Source organism: Methylobacterium sp. FW102-HT35C08 (assembly GCF_058790235.1).
The window spans coordinates 389,059-409,904 of the sequence record NZ_JBYTCL010000002.1; the positions used below are offsets into that span (position 1 = coordinate 389,059).

The following is a 20,846-nucleotide window of genomic DNA, read 5'->3' on the forward strand; positions in this document are numbered from 1 at the left end:
CGCTCGAAGGCAGTCGTCGCGAGCCGTTCAGGCTCACGTCTTGCTCGGGGGCAGCTCGATGGTGTCGGGCGCCACCTTCGCGCCCGCGCGGACCCGCGAAAGGCCGTTGACCACCACGGTCTCGTCGCCCTTCAGCCCGGACTGGATCACCCGGTAGCCATCGACCTTCGGTCCCAGCACCACGTCCTTCTGCTGGATCACGTTGTCGGGCCCGACGATGTAGACGATCCGCTTGTCCTGGTTCGCCGCCACCGCTTCGTCGGGAAGCATGATCCCCTGGAACGGCTTGGTGGCCGGCATCGAGACGATGCCGAACAGGCCCGGCTTGATGAACAGGTCGGCGTTCGGGACGGTCGCGCGCAGCAGGATCGTGCCGGTGGCAGTGTCGACGCGGTTGTCGACGAAGTCGAGGGTGCCCTTGCGGCTCGGCTTCGCCTCGCCGGAGAGAGCGATCAGGATCGGCACGCCCTTGCCCTGCTGGGTCTGGCCCATGCCGATGCCGAGGCTGTTCTGGTACTTGAGGAACGATTTCTCGTCGACGGTGAAGCTGAAATAGATCGGATCGAGCGACACGATCGTGGTCAGCATCGTTTGGTCGGCACTGACGATGTTGCCCTCGGTGACGAGACGGCGGCTGATCCGGCCGTTGATCGGCGCCTTCACCTCGCTGAAGTCGTAGTTCAGCTGCGCGTTGTTGAGGGCGGCCTGCGCGCTGTCGACGTCGGCCTGGGCGGTCTGCGAGGCCTGCCGGCGCTGGTCGGTGACCTGCTCGGAGATGTTGCCGCTGCGCGACAGGGTCTGCGCGCGCTCCAGGTCGGTCTGCGAGAAGGATTGCCGGGCCTTCGCGGAGGCCAGCGCCGCCTGCGCCTGCTCCAGCGCCGCCTTGTAGGGGCGCCGGTCGATGACGAACAGCAGGTCACCCTTCTTTACGGTCTGGCCATCCGTGAAGTTGATCTTCTCAAGGTACCCGGTGACGCGGGCGCGAACCTCGACGTAGTCGATCGGGTCGAACCGACCGGTATACTGATCCTGCTCGACGATCTGCCGCACGACCGGCTTCGCCACGGTCACCTTGGGCGGCGGACCGCCCGGGGCCTGTGCGTGCGCAGGCGTCGCGATGGGACCTGCCGCCAATCCGGCGGTCAGTCCTGACAATACGGTGAGAAGGCTGGGAAGCCGGCTGCGCATCGGGTCCTGCTGTCGGTTGGCCGACCCATCGGTCGCGCCGAGCGTGACGATTGTTCCGCCGCTGGGGCGCCCTAACCCGCACGAAACGATGTTGCTTGTGCGCGAGCGCACATCACGGGGCCGTGAGCCGGATTGTTCCAGCGATCTATTCGATCGGTTCGCCGGCGCCGTACCAGTCCTTGAAGCCGCCCTTGTAGTGTTCGGTGATGGCGACGCCGGCATTCTGCGCCGCCATGAGCGCGTGAACCGAACGTACCCCGGACGCGCAGGAGAAGACGGGCCGCCGCCCATCGTCGGCGATCAGTGCGGCCACGGCCTGCGGATCGAAGCTGGAGAGCGGATGCGAGACGGCGCCCGGGATGTGTCCGGCCTCGTATTCATGCGGCTCGCGCACATCGATCACCAGCATCGAGCCATCGCTCAACCCACGCTTGATCGTTTCACGATCGAGGTCGACCACCTGCATCGGCAGGATCTCCGTTACGCCCGGTCGCCGCGTGATCTGCGGACTGACGCTTTTCCTTATTCGTCAGGGTAGGATGGTGCAACTCGGAGGTCTGTCGCGGCGAGGCGGCGGTCACAGGGCGTCGAGAGTCGGTCCGACGGCGTCGAAATGGGCCGCCCAATCCGGCGGCACGTAGCCCTCGAGACGCCCGGCCAGCTCCGTCCGCAGCTCCGAGCCCGGGCGCGCCAGAGCCTCGATGGCCGCCAGCCAGCCGGGACCGTCCAGCGGGTCGCGAAACAGTGCGAAGCCCTCGGCGATCTCGCGATGAACGCGGATGTCGGACGCGATCACCGGCAGGCCGGAGGCCGCGGCCTCGACCACCGGAATACCGTAGCCTTCGGTGAACGAGGGCATCAGCAGCGCGGTGCAGCTGCGCATCAGCGCGGCGAGGCCGTGCGTCGAGAGCCCCGTGACCTCGATCGTGTGCGCCTGCACGCCGGGGCACCGCTCCAGCATGTCGATGGCGCTCTCGGCCTCCCAGCCGCGTCGCCCGACCACGACGAGGCGGGGCGTGGCGGCGCCGAGGCGTTCGGCCAGCTGCCGCCAGATCTGGAACAGGAGCAGGTGGTTCTTGCGCGATTCGATCGTGCCGCAGACCACGAAGGTGGGGCGATCGGTCCGAAATCGCGGTCCGGTCCGACCGAAGGCGGCCTCGACCCCGAGATGGCCGACAGCCAGGGGCGGCCGCCCGAACCCCTCGGCCGCGAGGAAATCGAGGGTGCGTTCGCCGGTGTCCACCGAGTTCACCAGGATCGCGGCGGCGTGGCGACCGATCGTGCGCATCCGCGCCCGGTGGCGGTCGGCCTCGCCGGCCCGACCGTATTCCGGGTGGGTGATCGGGATCAGGTCGTGGACGAAGAACGCCGCCCGGATATCCGGGCGCGTATAGAGCCAGTCGAACCGGCGCGGGTTGTCGAGGCGCAGGTGGGAGGTGTGCAGATAGAGCGTGTCGCGCGGCAGGGCCGCGATCGGGCGGCTGCGCAACGCGATGTCGGCGGTCGTCCGCGCCTGGATGCGGCGCCGGTCGGAGGCACCGATCCGCGTGCCGGACACCCGCGCAGTCGCACCGGAGGCCGCGTCCGGATCGCCGCATCGCGCGGCCAGCCGCCGATAGACCGGATCCGAGGCCGCATCCCGGTCCTCGACCCAGCCGGCGGCCACGGTCTCGACGATGGCGCGCGCCTGGTCACGGTCGAGGACGCGCGGTCCCAGTCCCGTCGAAACGACGCCGAAACCGTGGGCCGACCGATCGAGAAAGGCGCGTGCGTAGGCAAGGTCGACGCGATCAATCCCGGAGGGGCTCGCATGACGCAGGCGCGTGACGAGGCGCGTGAGATCGAAGGCGATCGGTCGGTCCGTCATGATCCTCGAGCAGAAAGGGGGAATGGCGAACCCCTACCGGCCCAGGGCGGCGAGGGCCAGAGCTTCCGGCACGCGGGACATCCGAGAAGGGGTTGCACCGCGCGAGTGTGAAGGCTAAGAGCGCCGGGCCTTCGCGGCGTCGGAGTGTAGCGCAGCCCGGTTAGCGCACTAGTCTGGGGGACTAGGGGTCGTGGGTTCGAATCCCGCCACTCCGACCATTTTTCCGCAGCGGCAATGAGCTAGACAGGGCAGCCCTCGGGCTGCCTTTCTCATGTCTGGCGGCGGGGGTTCGGCCGGGGCGCAAATTTCTCCGATGTCGATCCCGCGTTGGGCACTCGAACGGCCGCCGGAACTCTTGCAGCGAAGCGCTGCCGTCCCAGCCTCACGACGCGGCAACCAGCCACTGCAGAGCGGATCTGAGCGCTCCATCGTCTGACGAATCCCGCTTGGCTCCTGGAAGCGTCGGCGTGACCCCGACTGACATGTGATGATCTGTCAGGATGCGGGTCAGGACAGCGGGAGGCTCAATCAGGTCCTCGCGGATGGCCAAGACGACGAAGGGCGCCACCTGTTCACAGGGAACTTCGCGTTCGCCGGAACGTGGAATGCCTTCTTGGCATTCGACCTCCGATCACGGAGGCGACGATGACTGAGAAGAAGGGTCACGGCAGCGCGACGGCCAAGAAGGCGAACGCGAAGGCCAAAAAGGAAGGCAAGTCCAACCCGCGGACCTCCTCATCGGCGCAGGCCGAGCTCGGGAAGAAGGGCGGCAAGAGCAAGTGAATACGGCCGGGCGGGTCAGCTGATCGCGCGATCCCGGCGCTGCAAACCCTCGGGCGGAGTCCGACCACACGTCGCCTGAGGCTCACCGGACGATCGGATCGCCCGCTCGGCAGGCTGGACGCGCCTTGACGGTGCGGAGCGGAACGCGCGTGGCCCGCCGCACGCTCACTCGCGTCGGATGCGCCAGACTTTCAGCGCCGACCCGCCCGGCATATCGTTGATTGGCTCGAGCCAGTCCGGGGTTGCCCGGCTGCCGCGGGCGAGGCCCGTGGCGAAAGGTTGTGGCTTGTCCGGACCTCCCGACTCGAGCGCGTGCGTGCACAAGACGAGGTAGTCGGCGCCACGGTCCCGGGCGACTCTCCTCAAGACCGCCTCCGAGCCCTCGGACGCCTCGATCGCGGCGCGCAGCCCGACGAGGTTGCGATGGTACGGCGCGGCGACGATCGAATGCCCGGTCCTGAGGAGGATGGCCGGCCCCAGGTCGATCTGGCTCAGCACCAGCCCCGCCGGCAGCCGGCCGAGGGCGGCGAGCGCCGTCGGTTCGGTGCAGGTCGTCCAACTTCCCGTGATCGCCGGTTGCGCGCCAGGCGCCGCGATGCGCGTCGGCAATTCGGCACCGATCGCCCAGACCTTGCCCATCATCGTCAAGGGAAGCGCCAGGACCATCAGCCGCCGCAGAACGGTCGCGGGTTCCCGGACGATGCGCATGGCGCGGTCGAGCGCGAGCGCGGCCATCAGCGGCACGAAGGCACCCGCGACATACATGCCGCGCACCTGGACCAGTGCGACCAGCGTGCCCGGCCACATCACCGTCGCGACCGCGAGGAAGAACCGGCGCCGTTCGGGCTCCTGCACGCAGATAGCCATGACGGTTGCGTAGAGCGCGGCCGCGATCAGCGGCACGATGTTGGCCAACGCCACGTCCGGCTCGCCGCGCAGGACCTGCAGGAACGAACGCATCTCGTCGACTTGCTGCAGCCAGGACGTGCGCACGAGCGCGTCCATGCCGGCAAACGGCCCGGCGAGGCAGGCCGGCGCGACTAGAACGAAACCGGCCGCCACGGCGGCCCCCACGACAGCCGCGACGATCAGACGCCCGTTCCGGTTCAGGCCGAGCCTTTCCGCCGCGAGGGCGGCGACGCCGGTGAAGGCGCCTCCGGCCGCCAGCAGGAGCCAGGGTGGCGAGAGCGCATCGCAGACCGGGACGGTCCACAATGCTGGCGCCGTCTGCACGCCGAACAGCAGGACGCTCGACGCGAGGAGCCCGGTCCCGAAGCCCGCAAGCCTGCCGGACGCGCGGGCGCCGTGGAGCACCCAATCGGCGACGACAAACAGCCCTGCAGCCGCGATCACCGGCAGGGTCTCGAGCCCGATCGCGAGCGACAGGCCGGCCACGAGACCGGCGGCGAGGCCGTGTCTGACGGGCCGGTCCGAACGCGCCAGGGCGAGGGCGACAGCCAGCACGGCGCAGAGCTGCGCGTTGTGGTGATCGATCCGCCCGAAGCGGAAGGTGTTCAGGAAGACGCCGGTCTGCGGCGCGATGAACAGGGTCAGCAGGGCCGGGCGCCACCCGAACAGCCGGTGCATGCCGAGATAGGCCAGCGCGCCGTAGAGCGCGTAGAGCATCAGCGGCCAGAGTGCGGCGACGGCCGGCTCGGCGAGTTCGCGCCCGAGCAGGGGCGTGAGCGCCAGGATGAGCGCGGCGAGCGGCAGATCGATCAGGCGGGACCAGTGCGAGGCGATGCCGGCCGGCGGCAGCATGCGATGCTGCACGGGATCGAACCAGCCCTGGCCGGCCAGAAGGTCGCGCACGCCGACGAGGCGCATCATGTCGTCGGTATCGGGCAGGCGCAGCCCGTCGAAGACGGGAATGAGATTGCGCGGATCGTACAGGCCGAAGAGAGCGACGAGGACGAGCATCCCGATCAGCAGCCGGCTCTCGAACGGCGAGCGCCCCGCCTCCGCGCGGCGGACCGAGAGAGTTTCGACGAGGCTGGTCATGCGAGGATCCTGGACGCCCCGGCAAAGTGGCAGGATGCGCTTACCGTCGCGTGAAGCGGCCGCTCGGATCGACCGACGCTCCTAATGCCCGGCCCGCGCGGCATCGACGAAGCGGCAGATATCCTTCGCGACCGAGGCGTGCAGGCTGAACGGGAGGCTGAGAGCCTCGACCATGTCGCCGTGACCGAGGCCCGGGTAGATGCGCACCTGCTGAGTCCCCGCGGATCGCTGGAGCTTCTCCGCGAGCGCGACCGTTCCGGAGGGCTTCACGTCGCGATCGGCGGCTCCCGTGAGCAGCAACATGGCCGGGTGCGGGCCGGCGGCGTGGTTGACCGGCTGCAAGGCCTGATCGCTGCCCGCGAAGACCTGCCTGTCCTGTGGGTCGGTCAGCGCGGCCACCGCGTAAGGTCCGGACAGCCCGACGATGCCCGCGAGGGCGTCCGGGCTGGTGCCGGCCCGCTCCAGCCACGCCGCATCCAATCCCAGCATCACGGCGGCCCAGGCGCCGGAGGAATGACCGACGATGACGACACGGTGGGGATCACCCGCGAACTCCGCCGCGTGCGCGAGCGTCCAGGCGACGGCGGCGGCGTTGTCGTTCAGGATATCCGGCAGGCTCGCCGCCGGGACATGCCGGTATTCCGGAATGACCGTGACGAAACCGCGTCGCGCGAAGGCGGCGCCGACATAGGCGACATCCTCCTTGGACCCGCTCCGCCAGCCGCCTCCGTAGAGGAACACCACGACCGGGTGCGGGCCAGGCCCGCTCGGCCGGTAGATGTCGGCCTGATGGGACGCCCCCGCCGCGTAGGCGCGCCCCTTGTCCACCTGCACCTCGAGGGGCGCGAGCAGGTTCAGGATCAGCAGCGTCAGGCTGACGGCCGTCTCCGACACGAGGCTCAACATCGGCCGATCATCCGCTGCTGCACGTCACGCGGCAAAGCCGGATCTCCCGCTTCCGATCAGGACGGGGCTCATGTCCGGGCCAACGCGTCGAGTCGAATTTCGGAGACGGCGGTGGCCGGCCGTGCCGCCGGGACACGCCGCACGGCATGCAGCAACTCGCGCAGCTGCGCCGCAAGCAGGGCCTGCGCCTCGGGCGAGCCGAGATTGTGGTCCGCACCCGCCACGACCGTCACCGGCGCGCCGAGACGCCGGTCGGCCCGGCCGGGAAAGCGTCCCAGGTGGCGGCGCGCGGCGATCAGACCGGGATCGCCCGCGCTGTAGAGCAGGCGGATCTCGGCGCCCCGGCGCCGGATCGCGGCGACGCGCCGGGCGACGGAGCCGCCCGGATTGATCGGGTGCCAGGCGCGGCGAACCCGCCGGAGCGCCGCGTCGAACCCGCGCCGCGCCAGAGCCTCGGCGATCGGCCGGACATGGATCTCGCCCCGGAGCAGGCGCCGCCAGGTCGAGCCCTGGGTCAGAAGCCCCGCATAGGTGGAGGCGCTTCCGAACGTCTGGCGGATCACGCGGTCGAGATCCTGCTCCGGGTCCCAGTCGAAGCAGTAGAGGTTGATCAGGAGGGCGCCGTCGATCCGCGAGTTCCTGCAGAGGGCCTGGAACGCCGCGTAGGCACCGCTGCACCCGCCCATGAGCACGATGGGGGCGGCAATATCGGCGATCTGGTCGACGGCCGCGGCGATGTCGGCGAACCCGTCCGGGGCGAAAAGCGGATTGCGTCCATCCGGACGATCTGCGCTGTCGCCGATCCCACTCAGATCGAAGCGGAGCGAGGCGACGCCCTCGGCGGCCAGGCTCCGGGCGAGCGTCGTGGTCTGGCGCCCCCAACCGGAATGGACGCTCATGCCGGTCGAGACGAACAGGACCGCCGGCGCACCCGTCTCGCGCACGCGCGGCCTGCACCGGATGCCGAACAGGCCCGGTCCGAACCGAATGGGCTCCTCGTCCCAGGCGGAGCCCGCGAGGCGCGCCGGGGGAGGGGATGGCACGGCGCCCGCCGCTATGGCCATCCCGTCGGTCGCGAAGCCCGTAACGCGCGCGAAGTCGGCAGCCGGGACGGTGGCGAAGATCGGATCGCCGACCAATTGGGCCAGCCCCGGAAACGGACCCGTCACGACGTCGCAACCCAGGGCGCCGAGGCGGGTCGCAAGCGCCTTCGTCTCGGCAGCGAGCAGGAGCACGCGCGGCGCCGGCGGATGGTCGATCCGGGCGAGATTCAGGTCGGCGAGGTCGGCCAGGAATGCGGCCTCCATACGGAAACCGCCAATCGTCAGCGTGTCGGCTTCCACGGGCGGGTTCGATCCGTCCGGCAGGCGGCCGATCGTCTGGGCGCGCAGACGCATCTCCCGCAGGTAAGCGCGCCCGGTCGTCACGGGCGCCAGCAGAACGAGCCGCTCAACTGATTCCGTTTCCGCCGCCAGTGCCGCGAGGGTCGCGCCGAAGCGAAGGCCGACCAGAGCGACCTCCGTGACCCCGGTCGTGCGGCGCAGAGACCGGATGGCCTGGCGGATCGCCGCGACGCAGGAGGCGACACGCGACTCGTCTTGATCGGCCGAGTTGCCCTCGCCGGGGTAGTCGAACCGCAGCGTCGGGCAGCCCGCGCTCGCGAGCGCGTCGGCAAGCACCCGCCAGGGCCGGTGGGCGGCCATCTGCTCGAACCCGTAGGCGCCGCAGAGCACGACGCCGCGCCGACCGGCCGCCGGATGAAGCCAGCCGAAGAGGCCGTCGAACGTCACCGGCTGCGGCGCGCGCGGGCCGGATGGCGCGGTCACGTCTCGAAACTCAGGGGTCGTGATCTCAGGCGTCATGGCCGAATTCCACGATCTCGTTGCTGTTGAGCGCCCGGACGCTGCCGCGCGGCAGCCGGTCGACGCCGGGAAACGCGATGGTCCGCGTCGTGCCCGGCGCGAGATGAAAGCCGGTGTCGGCGGCGCGCGCGCCGGGTGCGCGGATCTGCACCGCGAAGGCCAGACGCGCCGTCGCGATGCGCAGTGCCGGACCGTCCGCTGTGATCGCGGGCTCCGCCGTGAGACCGATTTCCTCGCGGGTACTCGGGCGCGGGCCGAGGAAGTGGAAGCCTTCCGCCACGATTGTCCCGTCAGGCTCGCTGAGCCGTGCGTGGGCCAGGTCGTGGATCCGCTGTCCAAATCGATAACTGTCCGTCGCGTCGAAGAAGCGGCCGAGAAGGTCCGCGGACGACAGCGTCAGCGCCGCATGGCCGTCCAGCGCAAGGTTGCGCTGAGCCCGCGCCGCGACGCGGCCGCCGACGTCGCAGAAGGTCAGCGCCAGGGTCAGCGCACGGGCCGTGGGCGTCTCGTTGACGACGTGGAGGTGGAGGCCGTCCAGCCCCTCGTCGGTGAGGGAGACCTGTACGGGCCGGAAGGCGCGCTTCAGGGCATACCACGCCGATTTCGGATGCCGCGCCCAGTCGATGACGCCCCAGCCCGCGCCCGGTCCGAGATCGCTCAAGGACAGGACGAGGCCGCCCGCCGTCGGCGAGCGTGGCCGGCGCCACTCCCCGAAGGTCGCCTCCATCACCTCGGCGACGGCCGCCTGGCCGAGTTCGAGGTAGCGGTCCGGATCGCCCGCCCGCAGCGCGGCCGGATCGACGCCGAAGAGGCGGTCGACGTAGTGGTCGCGCACGGTCTCGAAATCCCAGTCGGCGCCGCGGTCGCGGGGGATGCCGGCCGCCCATTCCGGATCGGACGGCCCGACCGGACCCGGGGTCTCGCGATCGGAGGGGTTCGAGAAGGCCAAGCACTCGCTGGCGAAGCCCACCTCCGCGCGACGGGCATCCTCCAGGGGCCGGCGATAGGCGCCGACGCCGAAATAGTGAGTGCAGCCCGCGCGCGGCAGGAACGGCAACGCACCGCCGGACGGCGAATTGGGCACGATCACGAGGTCTGGCCGTGACGCCGCCGCGAGCGCCGGCAGGGTGGTCTCGCAGAACGCGTCGGCCCAGACGGCGCGCGGCGCGCCGAGCATCGCGGCCTGCTGCCAGACCTCGCTGCCGCCGCAGAGCACGCAGAGCGATGGCGCGGTCTGGGTCCGGTCGAGGAAGCCCGTCACCTCCCGGGTCAGACGGGCGGCGAAGTCCGGATCGTCGTGCGGATAGTCGAAATTGGCCAGCATGAGATCCTGCCAGACCAGGATGCCGGCCTCGTCGCAGAGATCGTAGAGGTCGGTCGACGGATAGAGCGTCGTGCCGGGGACACGCAGCATGTTCATGCCGGCCTCGCGGGCCAGCCCGAGCAGCGTCCGGGTTCCGTCCGTGCCGAGACCGACGAGGTCCGGCGGCGTCCAGGTGGCGCCGCGGCAGAAGACCGGTACGCCGTTTACCGCGAGCGACAGGCCCTGCTCGAAAGGCCGGGTCAGCGACAGCGATCGGAACCCGACCCGCCCGAGATCGAACAGCGCGTCGTCGACGCGCGCCGCGACCGGATGCAGATGCGGCGTGCCATGCGTGTGGGGCCACCACGGCGCGATGCCGGGCAGCTCCAGCTCGCCGGTGAACAAGCCCGACTCGGTCTCGACGAGCGTCACTTCGCGACCGTCGCACAGGAGGCTTGCGGAGGCGCCGCCGCCGTCGATCCGCAGGCGCGCGACGAGGCGGCCGGTCCCGTCTTGGAGGTCGGCACGGAGATCGGCCTCCGCGAGACCGGGGCGGACCGGTTCCAGAGTGATCGGCCGATAGGGTCCGACGAGGTCGATCTCCGGGCACCAGCCCGGCATGAACCCGAGCGCGCTGGTGCGCACGTGGCGGAGCGATCCGGGCGTGATCATCCGCGGTCGCCAGCGTCCGCGCTTGGCTGGGCGGTCGAGCTCCGCGCGGAGCGACCGGAAGCAGATCGCGAGCTCGGCCGCGCCGTCGAGGTCGATCGCGACGGAATGCGCCTCGAACATCGAGCGGCTGCACAGGATCGGCACGCCGTCGAGCCAGATTTCGGCCAGCGTCGCCAGACCCTCGAAGGCGAGGCGGAACCGGCCGACACCCTTAAGGCGGGTCCGGTACCAGACGTCGCGGTCGTGGATCGGCTCCGGCGCCGTCTCGGTCCAGCGCCCGGCCGCGCGCAGAGCCGATGCCGCGGTGCCGGGGATTTCGGCCGCGATCCAGTCAGTGAGGCCGCCAAGGTCGCGGGTGTCCGTGCAGGCGCCGGGCGGCGTCACGGCGAGCTGCCAGGGTCCGTTCGGAACCTGGGGCACGCGGCCGTCGACGCTGCGGATGCGGGCCATCGACGTCCCTAGCGGCCGAGCGCCCGGTCGAGTAGCGCGAACACGCGGGCGTAGGTCTCGGCGGGGCGATCGAGGCGCGGCGCCAGCCCTGCGGCGCTGCGGCGGTGGAAGGCCCGCGCGAGCTGGAACTGGAACGCCTTGGCCTCGCGGCTCAGGTCGGCGGCGGCCTCGGCGGCGGGTGCGAAGTCGCCGGCGCCGCTTTCGCCGAGCCACGCGAGGTGGCTCGCGAGCATCTCGAAATTCGCGCCGAGCTGGCGGGTCGTGTTGAACGCGTAGGCGTGGAACACGCTGAGCGGCCGGCAGACCAGCCCTTCGGCCGTGGCGGCGAGGGCGTCGCGGAAGGCGAGGACGGGGTTCCGCTCGGGTGCGCGGGCGCGGTGACGGACGAGAAGGTCGAGGGCCGCGCCCGGCAGATCGGCGGCCCTGAGGGGTGCGGCGACCGCCTTCACGAACTCGGCGTAGGGCGGCAGCGTGACGGGACCGAAGATCCCGGCGTAATCCGCCCCCGACAGCCGGAACCGGCCGGCATTGTGGAGGTAGTCCAGCTCGCCGGCGGCCGGGTCGAGCGCCAGGATGCCGATCGTCGTCTTGCCGTGGTCCCGACCGTAGGTCGTCCCGTGCGTATCGGGCAAGTAGATCGCGTCGACCTCGACCAGGACCGGCCGGCCCGCGCCCACCTGCATCAGCGCGTGGGCCTCGAGGTCCCGGTAGACCGCGAGTTCCAAGACCTCGAGCCCGTACAGGCGCTCGATGTCGCCGGGCGGCGGCTTGAAGAAGGTGAACTGGTCGCCCTCGAAATCCTGCCGCAGGGTGAAGCCCAGCATCGCCTCCGGCGCGAGTCCGCGGCCGTGCAGCAGCTCGATCCAGAGGTCAACGTAGCAGTTCGTCTCGGGCCAGTCCCGGCCGGAATCGTGCAGCGGGTGCGGCACGTAGGGCGCCGCCGGCGCGAGCCCTGACGGCAGGCGAAGGGCGGCGGTCACGCCGTCAGCCCCACAGCGCGGTGCGCACCGGCTCGGGCCAGGCGGCGAGGTCGAGGCCGTGGTGACGCAGCAGCGCCAGGGTGATCCGCTCCAGGCCGAAGCCGACGCAGGCCGTGTGGGCGACGCCGCCATCAGCCTGGCGCAGCTCCCAGGTGCTGCCGAAATGGTCCTGGTGGTAGTTGAAGCTGAGGCAGGCGGTCGGCTTCTCGACGCTGTTGACCGGGACGTTCAGCTCGAACTTCAGACCCTGCGCCCGCTGGTTGTTGGCGAGCATCCGGCCGGCCCGGCCGAAGAACGGATCGTTGGCGGCGTCGATGGCCAGCGGCAGACCGAGGTCGCGCATCATCGCGGTGCCGCGCTCCAGCCAGGATTCGCGGAAGGCCAGAACCTGCTCGGGGCTGCCCATGCGCACGTATTCGCGCATCCGGAACAGCTGCATCCGGGTCGGCTCCAGCGAGGGCTCGCGCCGGAAGCAGTAGGATTGCAGGTCGAACAGGCGCCCCTCGGCCGGGAGCGGTCCCCGGGCGGCGGCGACGGGGTACAGTGGGTAGCAGGCGGCCGGCGTCAGCACGACGTCGGTGGCCTCCTGCTGGCCCGTCCAGTCCTGCCCGGCCTCGACGCAGGAGAGGATCTCGGCATGACCCGCGGAGTCGCCGCAGAAGCTGTGGACGGTGCCCGCGAGGTTCGGGAAACCCTTGAGATAGCCGCTCCGCTCGAAGGCTGGCCGGCTCATGCCCGGCGGAAAACGCATCACCTCGGCGCCGTCCGCGGCGCCGATCCGGGTGATCAGCCGGTCTAGCGCCTCGACGATGCTCTCGAAGGCGCCGCTGCGGCCGTAGAGCCCGTCGACCCCGGTGCGGATCAGCAGGCCGTGATCGAACAGGCGGTCGAGGAAGGTCGGGCCGCCGGCCGGCGCGTCCTCGAGCAGGACATCGCTGTGGGGAGAGGAGAACGATTCCATCACGCGCTCATGAGCTGGCCGCTACCCTTCTGCACGAGCAGAAGCTTGGCGGTATTGGCGAGGATGCGGTCGTTGCCGATCATCAGCGGAGCGGACAGGACGTCCCGCAGCGGGCGGCCGAGACTGAAGGGCGTGTCGTTCCGATACCCGGCGAGCCCGACGATCGCGAGCGCGCAGCGCACGATGTCGACGGCCATGTCGGAGACGGTGACCTTCAGATTGTTGAGCATGACGCAGAAGCCGAGAGAGCCGATCGTGTCGGCATCGCCGTGCGCGTCCTCGAACCGGCGCAGGGCCGATACGATGGTGCCGCGCATCGCCTGATGGGCGTTGGACACTTCCGCGAGGCGCAGGGCCGTCGGCGGGACCTGGCCGGGCCGGCGCCGCGCCTCCGCCTGCACGGACGCGCGCGCCCGGTCGAGGGCGTAGGTCGCGATCCCGTACCAGACGCTGCTCCAGAGCAGGTGCGACGAGGCCAGCATCGACTGGGCGGCGATCTCCGCGAACGGCTTCGGCAGGATCTGCTCGACGGGAATGTCCCGGGCCTCCAGGCGGAAGCCCTCGCTGCAGGTCCCGCGCATGCCGAGCGTGTCCCACCCCCCGGTGCGCGTCAGCGCGATCTGGTCGGCGAAAAGCGCCACGAGAACCTGATCCGACGTCGCCGCGTCCGGGCTGCGCCGGGCCGTGGCGAGGATCAGGTCGGCCTGGGCCCCGTAGGAGATGACCGAGGCATCCTTGCCGAGCGCGAACACCTCGCCGGTCGTCTCGACCGCACAGAGGCTGTTGCGCAGGTCACCGCCGATGCCGGCCTCGGTGGTCGAGGAGGCGACGAGCAGCTGCTCGCGCGCGATCCGCTCCATCAGGCGGCAATGCCACGCGCTGTCGAGCCCGTGGGTGACGAGGCTCGACACCTTGATGTGGTGCATGGCGAAGACCATCGCGGCCGCGCTGCAGGCTTGGCCGAGCGTGCTGCAGAGCTCGGCGATCTGCGTGAGCCCTGCGCCTTCACCACCGAACTGTCCCGGAATCTGAAGACCCAGAAGGCGCTCGGCCTTCAGGGCAGCGACCGCCTCCGCGGGGAAGCGGCCTTCGCGATCGACAGCGTCGGCGTGGCGCGCTGCCACCGCCGCCGCCCGCTCGGCACGCGCGGCCAGGGTGCTCATGCGGCTTCCCGATTGATCAGGGTGGCAACCGCGTCGCGGATCGACCGGATCGTCGAGAACGACTTGCGGTTCAGGAGCGCGTCGGGGAACTCGACCTCGAACCGCTCCTCGAGGGCCAGCATCAGCTGCACCGAGCCGAACGAGTCGAGCCCCATATCGAACAGGCTGTCGTCCTCGGAGAGCTGATCGGCCCGTCCGGCGAAGGCTTCGGTCGACCCGAGGATCTCGCGAATGTCTTGGGTGATGTTCAAGGCGGATCTCCGTGCTTCGATTTAGGGCACACTATTGATTAGATTCTATCGACGTCAAATAAGCCGTTTGTTAATAGTAAATATGAACCCCCTCAGCGGGGCAGGAAACCGTGCCGGAGGCTGCCGGGCGGGGCAATGTCGGGCGAACCATATTCAGCGCCGACACCTTTCAAATGACTTTCGATGACGTGTTTTTGATTGTCTCTGCACAGAAATGGGCGCGCTTGCGCCTTGCAATGAATTGTATGGACTAATTCTTCAACGCAGGGTGGCGGCCTGTTCAGCACGTTTCCCGAGAATCCGTGACTTGTCGGGCCCCGGTCAGGCATGGTGCTGCGGTCTCGCCCGGGCCGGGTGGGTCGAGCCCCGCGGGTGGCCGCTGCGCATGATCTACAGTCTGCAAGTCCTGCGCGCCCTCGCGGCCTACCTCGTGTTCCTGCTGCATTTCAGCCTCTACGCGGGCCAGGTCCTGCCGCGGCCGGATCTCCTCGCCTTCTGCGCGGCCGGTGTGGACATCTTCTTCGTCCTGTCCGGCTTCATCATGTTCGTCAGCACGCACGGGCGTGCCGAGCGCCCCGGCGCGTTCCTGGTGCGGCGGGTGGCGCGCGTCGTCCCGGTCTACTGGCTGGTGACCGTGGGCCTCGCGCTCATGACACTGGTGGGCCTGAGGCCCGTCGGGATCGTTGAATTCCGGCCGGAATACCTGCTGCAGTCGCTGGCGTTCCTGCCCTTCTCACGGGGCGGATACATCGAACCGCTGAACTCGGTCGGATGGACGCTCAACTACGAGATGTTCTTCTACGCAGTCTTCGCGGGGCTGCTGCTCATCCGGACGTCAGCCCACCGTGTCCTGGCGGCGGCCGGCCTCTTCCTCGGGCTGATTCTGCTCGGGCTCGTCCCGGTGCCGGGGATCTACTGGGCGTTCTACACGAAGCCGATCGTGATCGAGTTCGCGTTCGGCATCGGCCTCGGCTACGCGTATCAGCGACTCGGCTCCCTGCCCGCCGGGTTCCCGGTCCGGCGCGTCGCCAGCCTGGCCGTCCTCGCAGCCGCGCTTCTGCTTCTCGGCGGGCAGGGGGGCGCCTACGCCCTGGGCGTCAGCCCCGAGCTTCAGGGCTTCTACAGGCCCCTGGTCTGGGGATCCGCGGCGGTCCTGATCGTGGGCGCGATGCTCCTGCTGGAGCGTGCCGGAATCGTGTTGCGTGCGCGCTGGTTGTTCACGCAGGGCAACGCCAGCTACGCGTTCTACCTGATCCACAACGTGCTGCTGCATACCGCCGCCAAGATCGTTGTGGCTTTCGTCACGCCGGGCATCCTCAGCGCCGCCCTGATCTTCGTCAGCGCGTTCGCGGCAGCGGCATTCCTCGGGGATCTGGTATTTCGGTTCGTCGAGGCACCCGGGAGCGTGGCCCTTCGGCGGCGGTACGAGCGCTGGCACGAGCGGCGCATCGGTTCCGCATCCCTGCCCGCCACGATCACCACCTGATCCGACGTCGGCGTCACGGACGCCGCGAATTCACTCGCGTCCTGCAGACATTCGCCGCGATAGGCCGGTTCCCGCGCGGACGAGAAGGGCCAGATCGCCCGGCCAAGACTGCTCTAAGGCCGAAATTTAACCTTAATCCAACGCTTAAATTAACACTACCATCGCGCTTTCTGACCCGATTGACATGGATCTGCAGATTTCAAGCCGCCGTTGACTTCTTTTTTAGCCCCCGATCCCTAGTCTCTCTATGCAGACCGGCCAGAGACATCGACCGGTCTTGGACTCCGGGACGGAACCGCTTCTTCCAGCGTCCGGCATATCCACGAGGAAGCTGCGATGCGTGTCGCGATTGTTCACGACTGGCTCTATGTCGTCGGAGGCGCGGAGCGCGTCCTCGAGCAACTGCTGAAAATCTACCCCGGTGCGGACGTCTACGCGCTGTTCGATTTCCTATCGGAAGAGGATCGGGCACGGCTCGGCTACGAGCAGGCGCGGACCAGCTTCATCCAGCGCATGCCCTTCGCGCGGACCCGGCACCGGAACTATCTGCCGCTGATGCCGCTCGCGATCGAGCAGTTCGATCTGGCCGGCTATGACCTCGTGATCTCGAGCAGCTACGCGGTGGCGAAAGGCGTCCTGACCGGGCCGGATCAGCTTCACGTCTCCTATGTCCACTCGCCGATGCGCTATGCCTGGGACCTGCAGCACACCTATCTGCGGGAAAGCGGCTGCGATGCCGGCATCAAGAGCGTGATCGCCCGCCTGATCCTGCACCAGATGCGCGTGTGGGACGTCCGCACGGCGGCCGGCCCGAACGCCATCGTGGCGAATTCGGCCTTCGTGGCGCGACGCATCCAGAAGGTTTACGGCCGCTCCGCCGAGGTGATCCACCCGCCCATCACCCTGTCGCGCCAGCGCTTCGAGGGGCCGCGCGGAAATCACTTCCTCGTCGCGAGCCGTCTCGTCCCCTACAAGAACGTCGAGGCGGTGGTCCGCGCCTTCGCGATGCTGCCCGACCTCGAGCTCGTGGTTGCCGGCACCGGCCCCGACGCTGCGCATCTGCGGGAGATCGCCGGTCCCAACGTCTCCTTCTCGGGCTTCGTCGCCGACGACGAGCTGCGCCATCTGATGGCCACGGCCCGCGCCTTCATCTTTGCGGCGGAGGAGGATTTCGGGATTATCGTGCTCGAAGCCTCGGCCGAGGGCACGCCGGTGCTCGCGCTCGGCCGCGGCGGTGCCCGAGAGACGGTGCAGGTGCGCGGCCCCCACCGCACCGGGATGTTCTTCGAGACGCCCGAACCGCAAGCCATCGCGGATTGCGTGCGCGGTTTCCTCCAGCAGGAGAGCCACTTCAGCCGCGAGGCGTGTCGCGCTCAGGCCGAGCTCTTCTCGGCCGATCTGTTCCGGATGCGGTTCTCGACCTTCGTCGACGAGCAGATGGCGGCCCACCGGGCCTCCTGCGAAACGCGGCCGCGCGTTCTGCCGCGCCTCGAAGCCGTGGGCTGAGGGCAGCGCCGATGTCGTTCCTGACTGTCGATCTGGCGGATCGGGTTCCGGCCCGCACCTCCGCCACAGCCCTCGGGCCGGAGCGCCGCGGCGCGCTCGCCGCCCCCCTGACGCGGATCTGGCGTCGCCGCACCCTGTTCGCGGCGGTGTTCACCCTCGTCGTCGCCCTGGCGGCGACCGCCCTGATGATCATCCAGCCGCAATACGTCGCCACCGGCTCGGTGATCGTGGCGGAAGCCGAGCCCGGCGCCCACAACGCCTCGATGGCCTGGATCCAGAAGCTCGGCGATCCGGCCGACATCGAGAGCCAGATCCAGGTGATCCGCTCGCCCCGGCTGCTGAGGCTCGCAATCGACAGCGGCCTGGCCGCATCGGTGATGGCCGAGTGCCGCTACGCCGCCACGCGCGGTCAGCCGGAGGAGATCTCGGAGACGAAGCAGGCCGCGTGCACGAAGCTGACGAGCAATCACGACGCCCTCGTCGAGTACCTGCTCAAGCGCTTCACGGTCGCAAGCTCCGGCCGCTCGCGCATCATCACCATCGCGTACCGGTCGCCCCTGCCCGAAGTGGCGCAGACGATGGCCAATGCGCTCATCAACGCGTTCCTCGAGGATCAGCGCGAGGCGCAGGCCTCGAGCCGCAAGGCCGCTTCGGACTGGCTGCACACCGAGATCACGCAGCTCGACGAATCGATCCGCGCCGACGAGACCCGGATCCAGACCTATCGGCGTCGCAAGGGGCTGCTGAAGGGGTCGAGCGCCCCGATCAGCGCCGAGCGGCTCACTAGCATCAGCCAGCAGCTCAACGCCGCCGAGGCCGCCAAGGCCGACGCGGCCGCGCGTCTCGGCGAGATCGAGAGCCGCGGGGGACGCGGCGCCGAGAGTGCCCCGGCGGTCCTGGCCAGCCAGACCGTGATCGCGCTCAAGCAGCAACTCAGCACCGTCAGCGCGCAGCTGTCCAATCAGAGCACGCTCCTCGGCGCGAACCATCCGGCGATCCGGGCGCTCGTGACCGAGCAGACGAGCCTGCGCGAGCGCATCGAGCAGGAGATCGCCAACGTCGCGCGGGGCCTGCGCAAGTCCTACGAAGCGTCGAACGCCCTCGCCAAATCGCTGCGCGCCCAGCTGGAGACCGCCAAGACCGAGGCCGCGGCCGCCATGGACGACGAGGCCTCGATCGAGGGCATGGTGCGCAATGCCGAGATCAAGCGCACCCGCTACGCCGACCTGGTGAAGCGGGCGGGCGAGTTGGAGACCGAGCGGCGCATCCTCACGGGAAGCACGCGGCTGGTCAGCCTGGCCGAACTGCCTCAGGAGCCGTCCTCGCCCAAGACCGTGCCGTTCGTGGCAGGCGGCATCGTGCTCGCAGGCGTCCTGGCGGCCGCGGCGGCGCTGCTGCGCGACTCGACCGACCAGCGGGTCCGCACGCCGTCCCAGCTCCTGGCCGGCACCGGCGCCCCGGTCTTCGCCCAGCTGCCGTACCTGGAAGCCCCGGGCCTCGTCGGCCGGTTCTCCGACCGGCACCGGGAACTCCAGCTCGCCGAGGCCCTGGACCGGGCGCGCGTCGATCCGGTGATGCAGAACGTCCTGCGCAATCTGCACGCGCACCTGATGCTGGCTGGCGGCGGCCAATCCCGGGTCGTCCTCGTGACCTCATCGAAGCCGCGCGAGGGCAAGTCGTTTACGGCGTTCGCCCTCGCGAGCATCGGCTCGACCAGCGGGCGCCGGGTGCTGGTGGTCGAGTGCGACCTGCGCCGGCCGAACTTCGAGGCGTCGCTTGGGCTCGGACGCGGGCCGGGGCTGGGCGGGATCCTGCGCGGGGAGATCGGCCCGGCCGAGGCCGTCGTCTCGGCGGGTGCCTTCGACGTCATCCCGGCCGGCACGCCCACACCGGATTCGACCGAGCTGCTGATGAGCGCCCGGATGACCGACTTCCTGCGCTGGAGCCGTCGCTACGACCTCGTCCTCCTCGACACGCCGCCGACCAGCCTGCTGATGGACGCCGCGATGCTGGCCCGTCACGTGGACGGCGTGCTCTGCTGCACCCGCTACGGCCATTCGCAGCTGTCCGACACCGTCGAGACCGTGGCGAACCTGCGCCAGGCCGGCGGGCACGTGCTCGGCATCGCCATGACGATGGTCAATTCCGGCCGGCAGATGACCTACGACGCGATGCCGCTCCCGCAATCCCGCCACGCCGGGGCCGCCCGATGACGGACGCCTGTCCCGCGGACGGTCTCTCGGAGCACGGCACCGCGCCCGGCGCGCGGGTCGCCGAGCCCGGACGCAGCGCCCGCCCGCGGGTCCTGTTCGTGAGCCACACCGGCACGATGTCGGGGGCGGAGCTGGTCCTGCGCGACGCCGTGCGCCCCTGGACGGACGCCAGGGCGTTCCTGTTCGAGGACGGCGCGCTGGGCGAGGCCCTGCGCGGACTTGGTCTCGAGACGCGGGTCGCAAGTCGCGGGGCCGGGCTCTCGGGACTCCGGCGCGACGCGTCCCCGATGCGGGCGCTGCCCATGCTGAAGCGGCTGGCGGCCATCGCGGTCGAGATCTTCGGCGCGGCCCGCGAATGCGATGTGGTCTACGCCAATTCGCAGAAGGCCTTCCTGCTCTCGGCGCTGCCCGCGCGCTTGGCCGGGCGCCCGGTGATCTGGCACCTGCACGACATCCTCGACGGCGCCCATTTCGGCCGGGTCCAGCGGGCCGTGCAGGTGCGCCTCGCCAATGCCTGCGCGGCCCGGGTCGTTGTCCCGTCCAGCGCCGCGGCGGACGCCTTCGTCCGCGCCGGCGGGCGACCGTCCCGGGTCACAATCGTGCCGAACGGCCTCGATCTCGACCTGGACCCGCGGATGCCGGCGGTGCTGCGCGCTGAACTCGGCCTGCCCGCCGGACCGCTCATCGGCGTGTTCAGCCGTCTCGCGCCCTGGAAGGGGCAGGATGTCGTCATCGACGCCCTGGCGGCGCTCCCGGATGTCCGCTGCATCGTGGTGGGCGCCGCCCTGTTCGGCGAGGACGCCTACGCGGCGGATCTGCGCGCGCGCGTCGCGGCGCGGGGCCTCTCGGACCGCGTGCTGTTCCTCGGCCAGCGGGCCGACGTGCCCCGCCTGATGCAGGCGGTCGACGCGGTCGTGCACCCGTCGGTGGATCCCGAGCCGTTCGGCCGGACCCTCGTCGAGGCGATGCTCGCCGGCGTGCCGGTGATCGCCACCGAGGCGGGCGCCTCCGCGGAGATCCTGGACGGCGGCGCGGCCGGCATCCTCGTCCCGCCCCGGCGGCCCGATCGCCTCGCTGCGGCCCTCGCCGACCTGTTCGCCGATCCGGACGCCGCCGTCGCGCGCACCAACGTGGCCCGCGCGCGGGCGCTCTCCCACTACGGGGCCGCCGCCATGCAGCGCGATCTCGCAAAGCTGATTCTTCAGGTTTCTGGCCGACCCTGACGGTCGGGCCATCCTCCTCTCACGATCGAGC

Annotated in this window: 16 protein-coding genes and 1 tRNA gene; 6 read left to right on the forward strand and 11 right to left on the reverse strand. The window is 70.1% G+C overall.

Annotated elements, in window-relative coordinates; genetic code table 11:
* Positions 1–33: 33 nt before the first annotated feature.
* The 3 genes from AC3WSN_RS02010 to AC3WSN_RS02020 all read right to left on the reverse strand — a co-directional run bounded on the left by AC3WSN_RS02010 (position 34) and on the right by AC3WSN_RS02020 (position 3,055).
* Positions 34–1,188, reverse strand: coding sequence for an efflux RND transporter periplasmic adaptor subunit (locus tag AC3WSN_RS02010; protein WP_492535989.1), 1,155 nt, complete (start codon positions 1,186–1,188; stop codon positions 34–36).
* 145 nt (positions 1,189–1,333) lie between these two features.
* Entirely contained in the window at positions 1,334–1,654 is a 321-nt protein-coding gene (locus AC3WSN_RS02015) for a rhodanese-like domain-containing protein (RefSeq protein WP_492535990.1), read from the reverse strand.
* Between the two features lie 111 nt (positions 1,655–1,765).
* The gene (locus tag AC3WSN_RS02020) at positions 1,766–3,055 is read right to left on the reverse strand and encodes a glycosyltransferase family 4 protein (protein WP_492535992.1); all 1,290 of its coding nucleotides are present in this window, start codon (positions 3,053–3,055) and stop codon (positions 1,766–1,768) included.
* Positions 3,056–3,195: 140 nt separating this feature from the next.
* On the opposite strand from AC3WSN_RS02020, the gene AC3WSN_RS02025 reads away from it, so the two are divergent.
* Together AC3WSN_RS02025 and AC3WSN_RS02030 are read left to right on the forward strand one after the other, a co-directional pair.
* A tRNA-Pro gene (locus AC3WSN_RS02025) sits at positions 3,196–3,273 on the forward strand.
* Between the two features lie 427 nt (positions 3,274–3,700).
* Complete coding sequence (locus AC3WSN_RS02030; RefSeq protein WP_192707267.1) at positions 3,701–3,838, forward strand: hypothetical protein; 138 nt, start codon at positions 3,701–3,703, stop codon at positions 3,836–3,838.
* Positions 3,839–4,003: 165 nt separating this feature from the next.
* Here the strand turns inward: AC3WSN_RS02030 and AC3WSN_RS02035 are convergent, their stop codons facing one another.
* The 8 genes from AC3WSN_RS02035 to AC3WSN_RS02070 all read right to left on the reverse strand — a co-directional run bounded on the left by AC3WSN_RS02035 (position 4,004) and on the right by AC3WSN_RS02070 (position 14,387).
* Entirely contained in the window at positions 4,004–5,839 is a 1,836-nt protein-coding gene (locus tag AC3WSN_RS02035) for a hypothetical protein (RefSeq protein WP_492535994.1), read from the reverse strand.
* An 81-nt stretch (positions 5,840–5,920) separates the two neighbouring features.
* Complete coding sequence (locus AC3WSN_RS02040; RefSeq protein ID WP_492535996.1) at positions 5,921–6,745, reverse strand: alpha/beta hydrolase; 825 nt, start codon at positions 6,743–6,745, stop codon at positions 5,921–5,923.
* 68 nt (positions 6,746–6,813) lie between these two features.
* Positions 6,814–8,607, reverse strand: coding sequence for an alpha/beta fold hydrolase (locus tag AC3WSN_RS02045; protein WP_492535998.1), 1,794 nt, complete (start codon positions 8,605–8,607; stop codon positions 6,814–6,816).
* Positions 8,597–11,032, reverse strand: a complete 2,436-nt coding sequence (locus AC3WSN_RS02050; protein WP_492536000.1) for a glycosyl hydrolase 2 galactose-binding domain-containing protein — start codon at positions 11,030–11,032, stop codon at positions 8,597–8,599. The genes AC3WSN_RS02045 and AC3WSN_RS02050 overlap by 11 nt, the downstream gene beginning before the upstream one ends.
* 8 nt (positions 11,033–11,040) lie before the next feature.
* Positions 11,041–12,012: a DUF1839 family protein gene (locus tag AC3WSN_RS02055; protein WP_492536002.1), complete on the reverse strand. Its 972-nt coding sequence runs from the start codon at positions 12,010–12,012 to the stop codon at positions 11,041–11,043.
* A gap of 4 nt (positions 12,013–12,016) precedes the next feature.
* Entirely contained in the window at positions 12,017–12,973 is a 957-nt protein-coding gene (locus AC3WSN_RS02060; RefSeq protein WP_492536003.1) for an amino acid--[acyl-carrier-protein] ligase, read from the reverse strand.
* Positions 12,973–14,136: an acyl-CoA dehydrogenase family protein gene (locus tag AC3WSN_RS02065; protein ID WP_492536005.1), complete on the reverse strand. Its 1,164-nt coding sequence runs from the start codon at positions 14,134–14,136 to the stop codon at positions 12,973–12,975. Before AC3WSN_RS02065 ends, AC3WSN_RS02060 begins: the two co-directional genes overlap by 1 nt.
* A complete protein-coding gene (locus AC3WSN_RS02070) occupies positions 14,133–14,387 on the reverse strand; it encodes an acyl carrier protein (protein ID WP_192707274.1) in 255 nt (84 codons plus the stop codon). The genes AC3WSN_RS02065 and AC3WSN_RS02070 overlap by 4 nt, the downstream gene beginning before the upstream one ends.
* 385 nt (positions 14,388–14,772) lie before the next feature.
* On the opposite strand from AC3WSN_RS02070, the gene AC3WSN_RS02075 reads away from it, so the two are divergent.
* The 4 genes from AC3WSN_RS02075 to AC3WSN_RS02090 all read left to right on the forward strand — a co-directional run bounded on the left by AC3WSN_RS02075 (position 14,773) and on the right by AC3WSN_RS02090 (position 20,815).
* Positions 14,773–15,873, forward strand: a complete 1,101-nt coding sequence (locus AC3WSN_RS02075) for an acyltransferase family protein (RefSeq protein WP_492536006.1) — start codon at positions 14,773–14,775, stop codon at positions 15,871–15,873.
* A 336-nt stretch (positions 15,874–16,209) separates the two neighbouring features.
* The gene (locus tag AC3WSN_RS02080) at positions 16,210–17,379 is read left to right on the forward strand and encodes a glycosyltransferase (RefSeq protein ID WP_492536008.1); all 1,170 of its coding nucleotides are present in this window, start codon (positions 16,210–16,212) and stop codon (positions 17,377–17,379) included.
* Between the two features lie 11 nt (positions 17,380–17,390).
* Complete coding sequence (locus AC3WSN_RS02085; RefSeq protein ID WP_492536009.1) at positions 17,391–19,592, forward strand: GumC family protein; 2,202 nt, start codon at positions 17,391–17,393, stop codon at positions 19,590–19,592.
* Positions 19,589–20,815, forward strand: coding sequence for a glycosyltransferase (locus AC3WSN_RS02090; protein ID WP_492536011.1), 1,227 nt, complete (start codon positions 19,589–19,591; stop codon positions 20,813–20,815). Before AC3WSN_RS02085 ends, AC3WSN_RS02090 begins: the two co-directional genes overlap by 4 nt.
* The last annotated feature ends 31 nt before the right edge of the window (positions 20,816–20,846 follow it).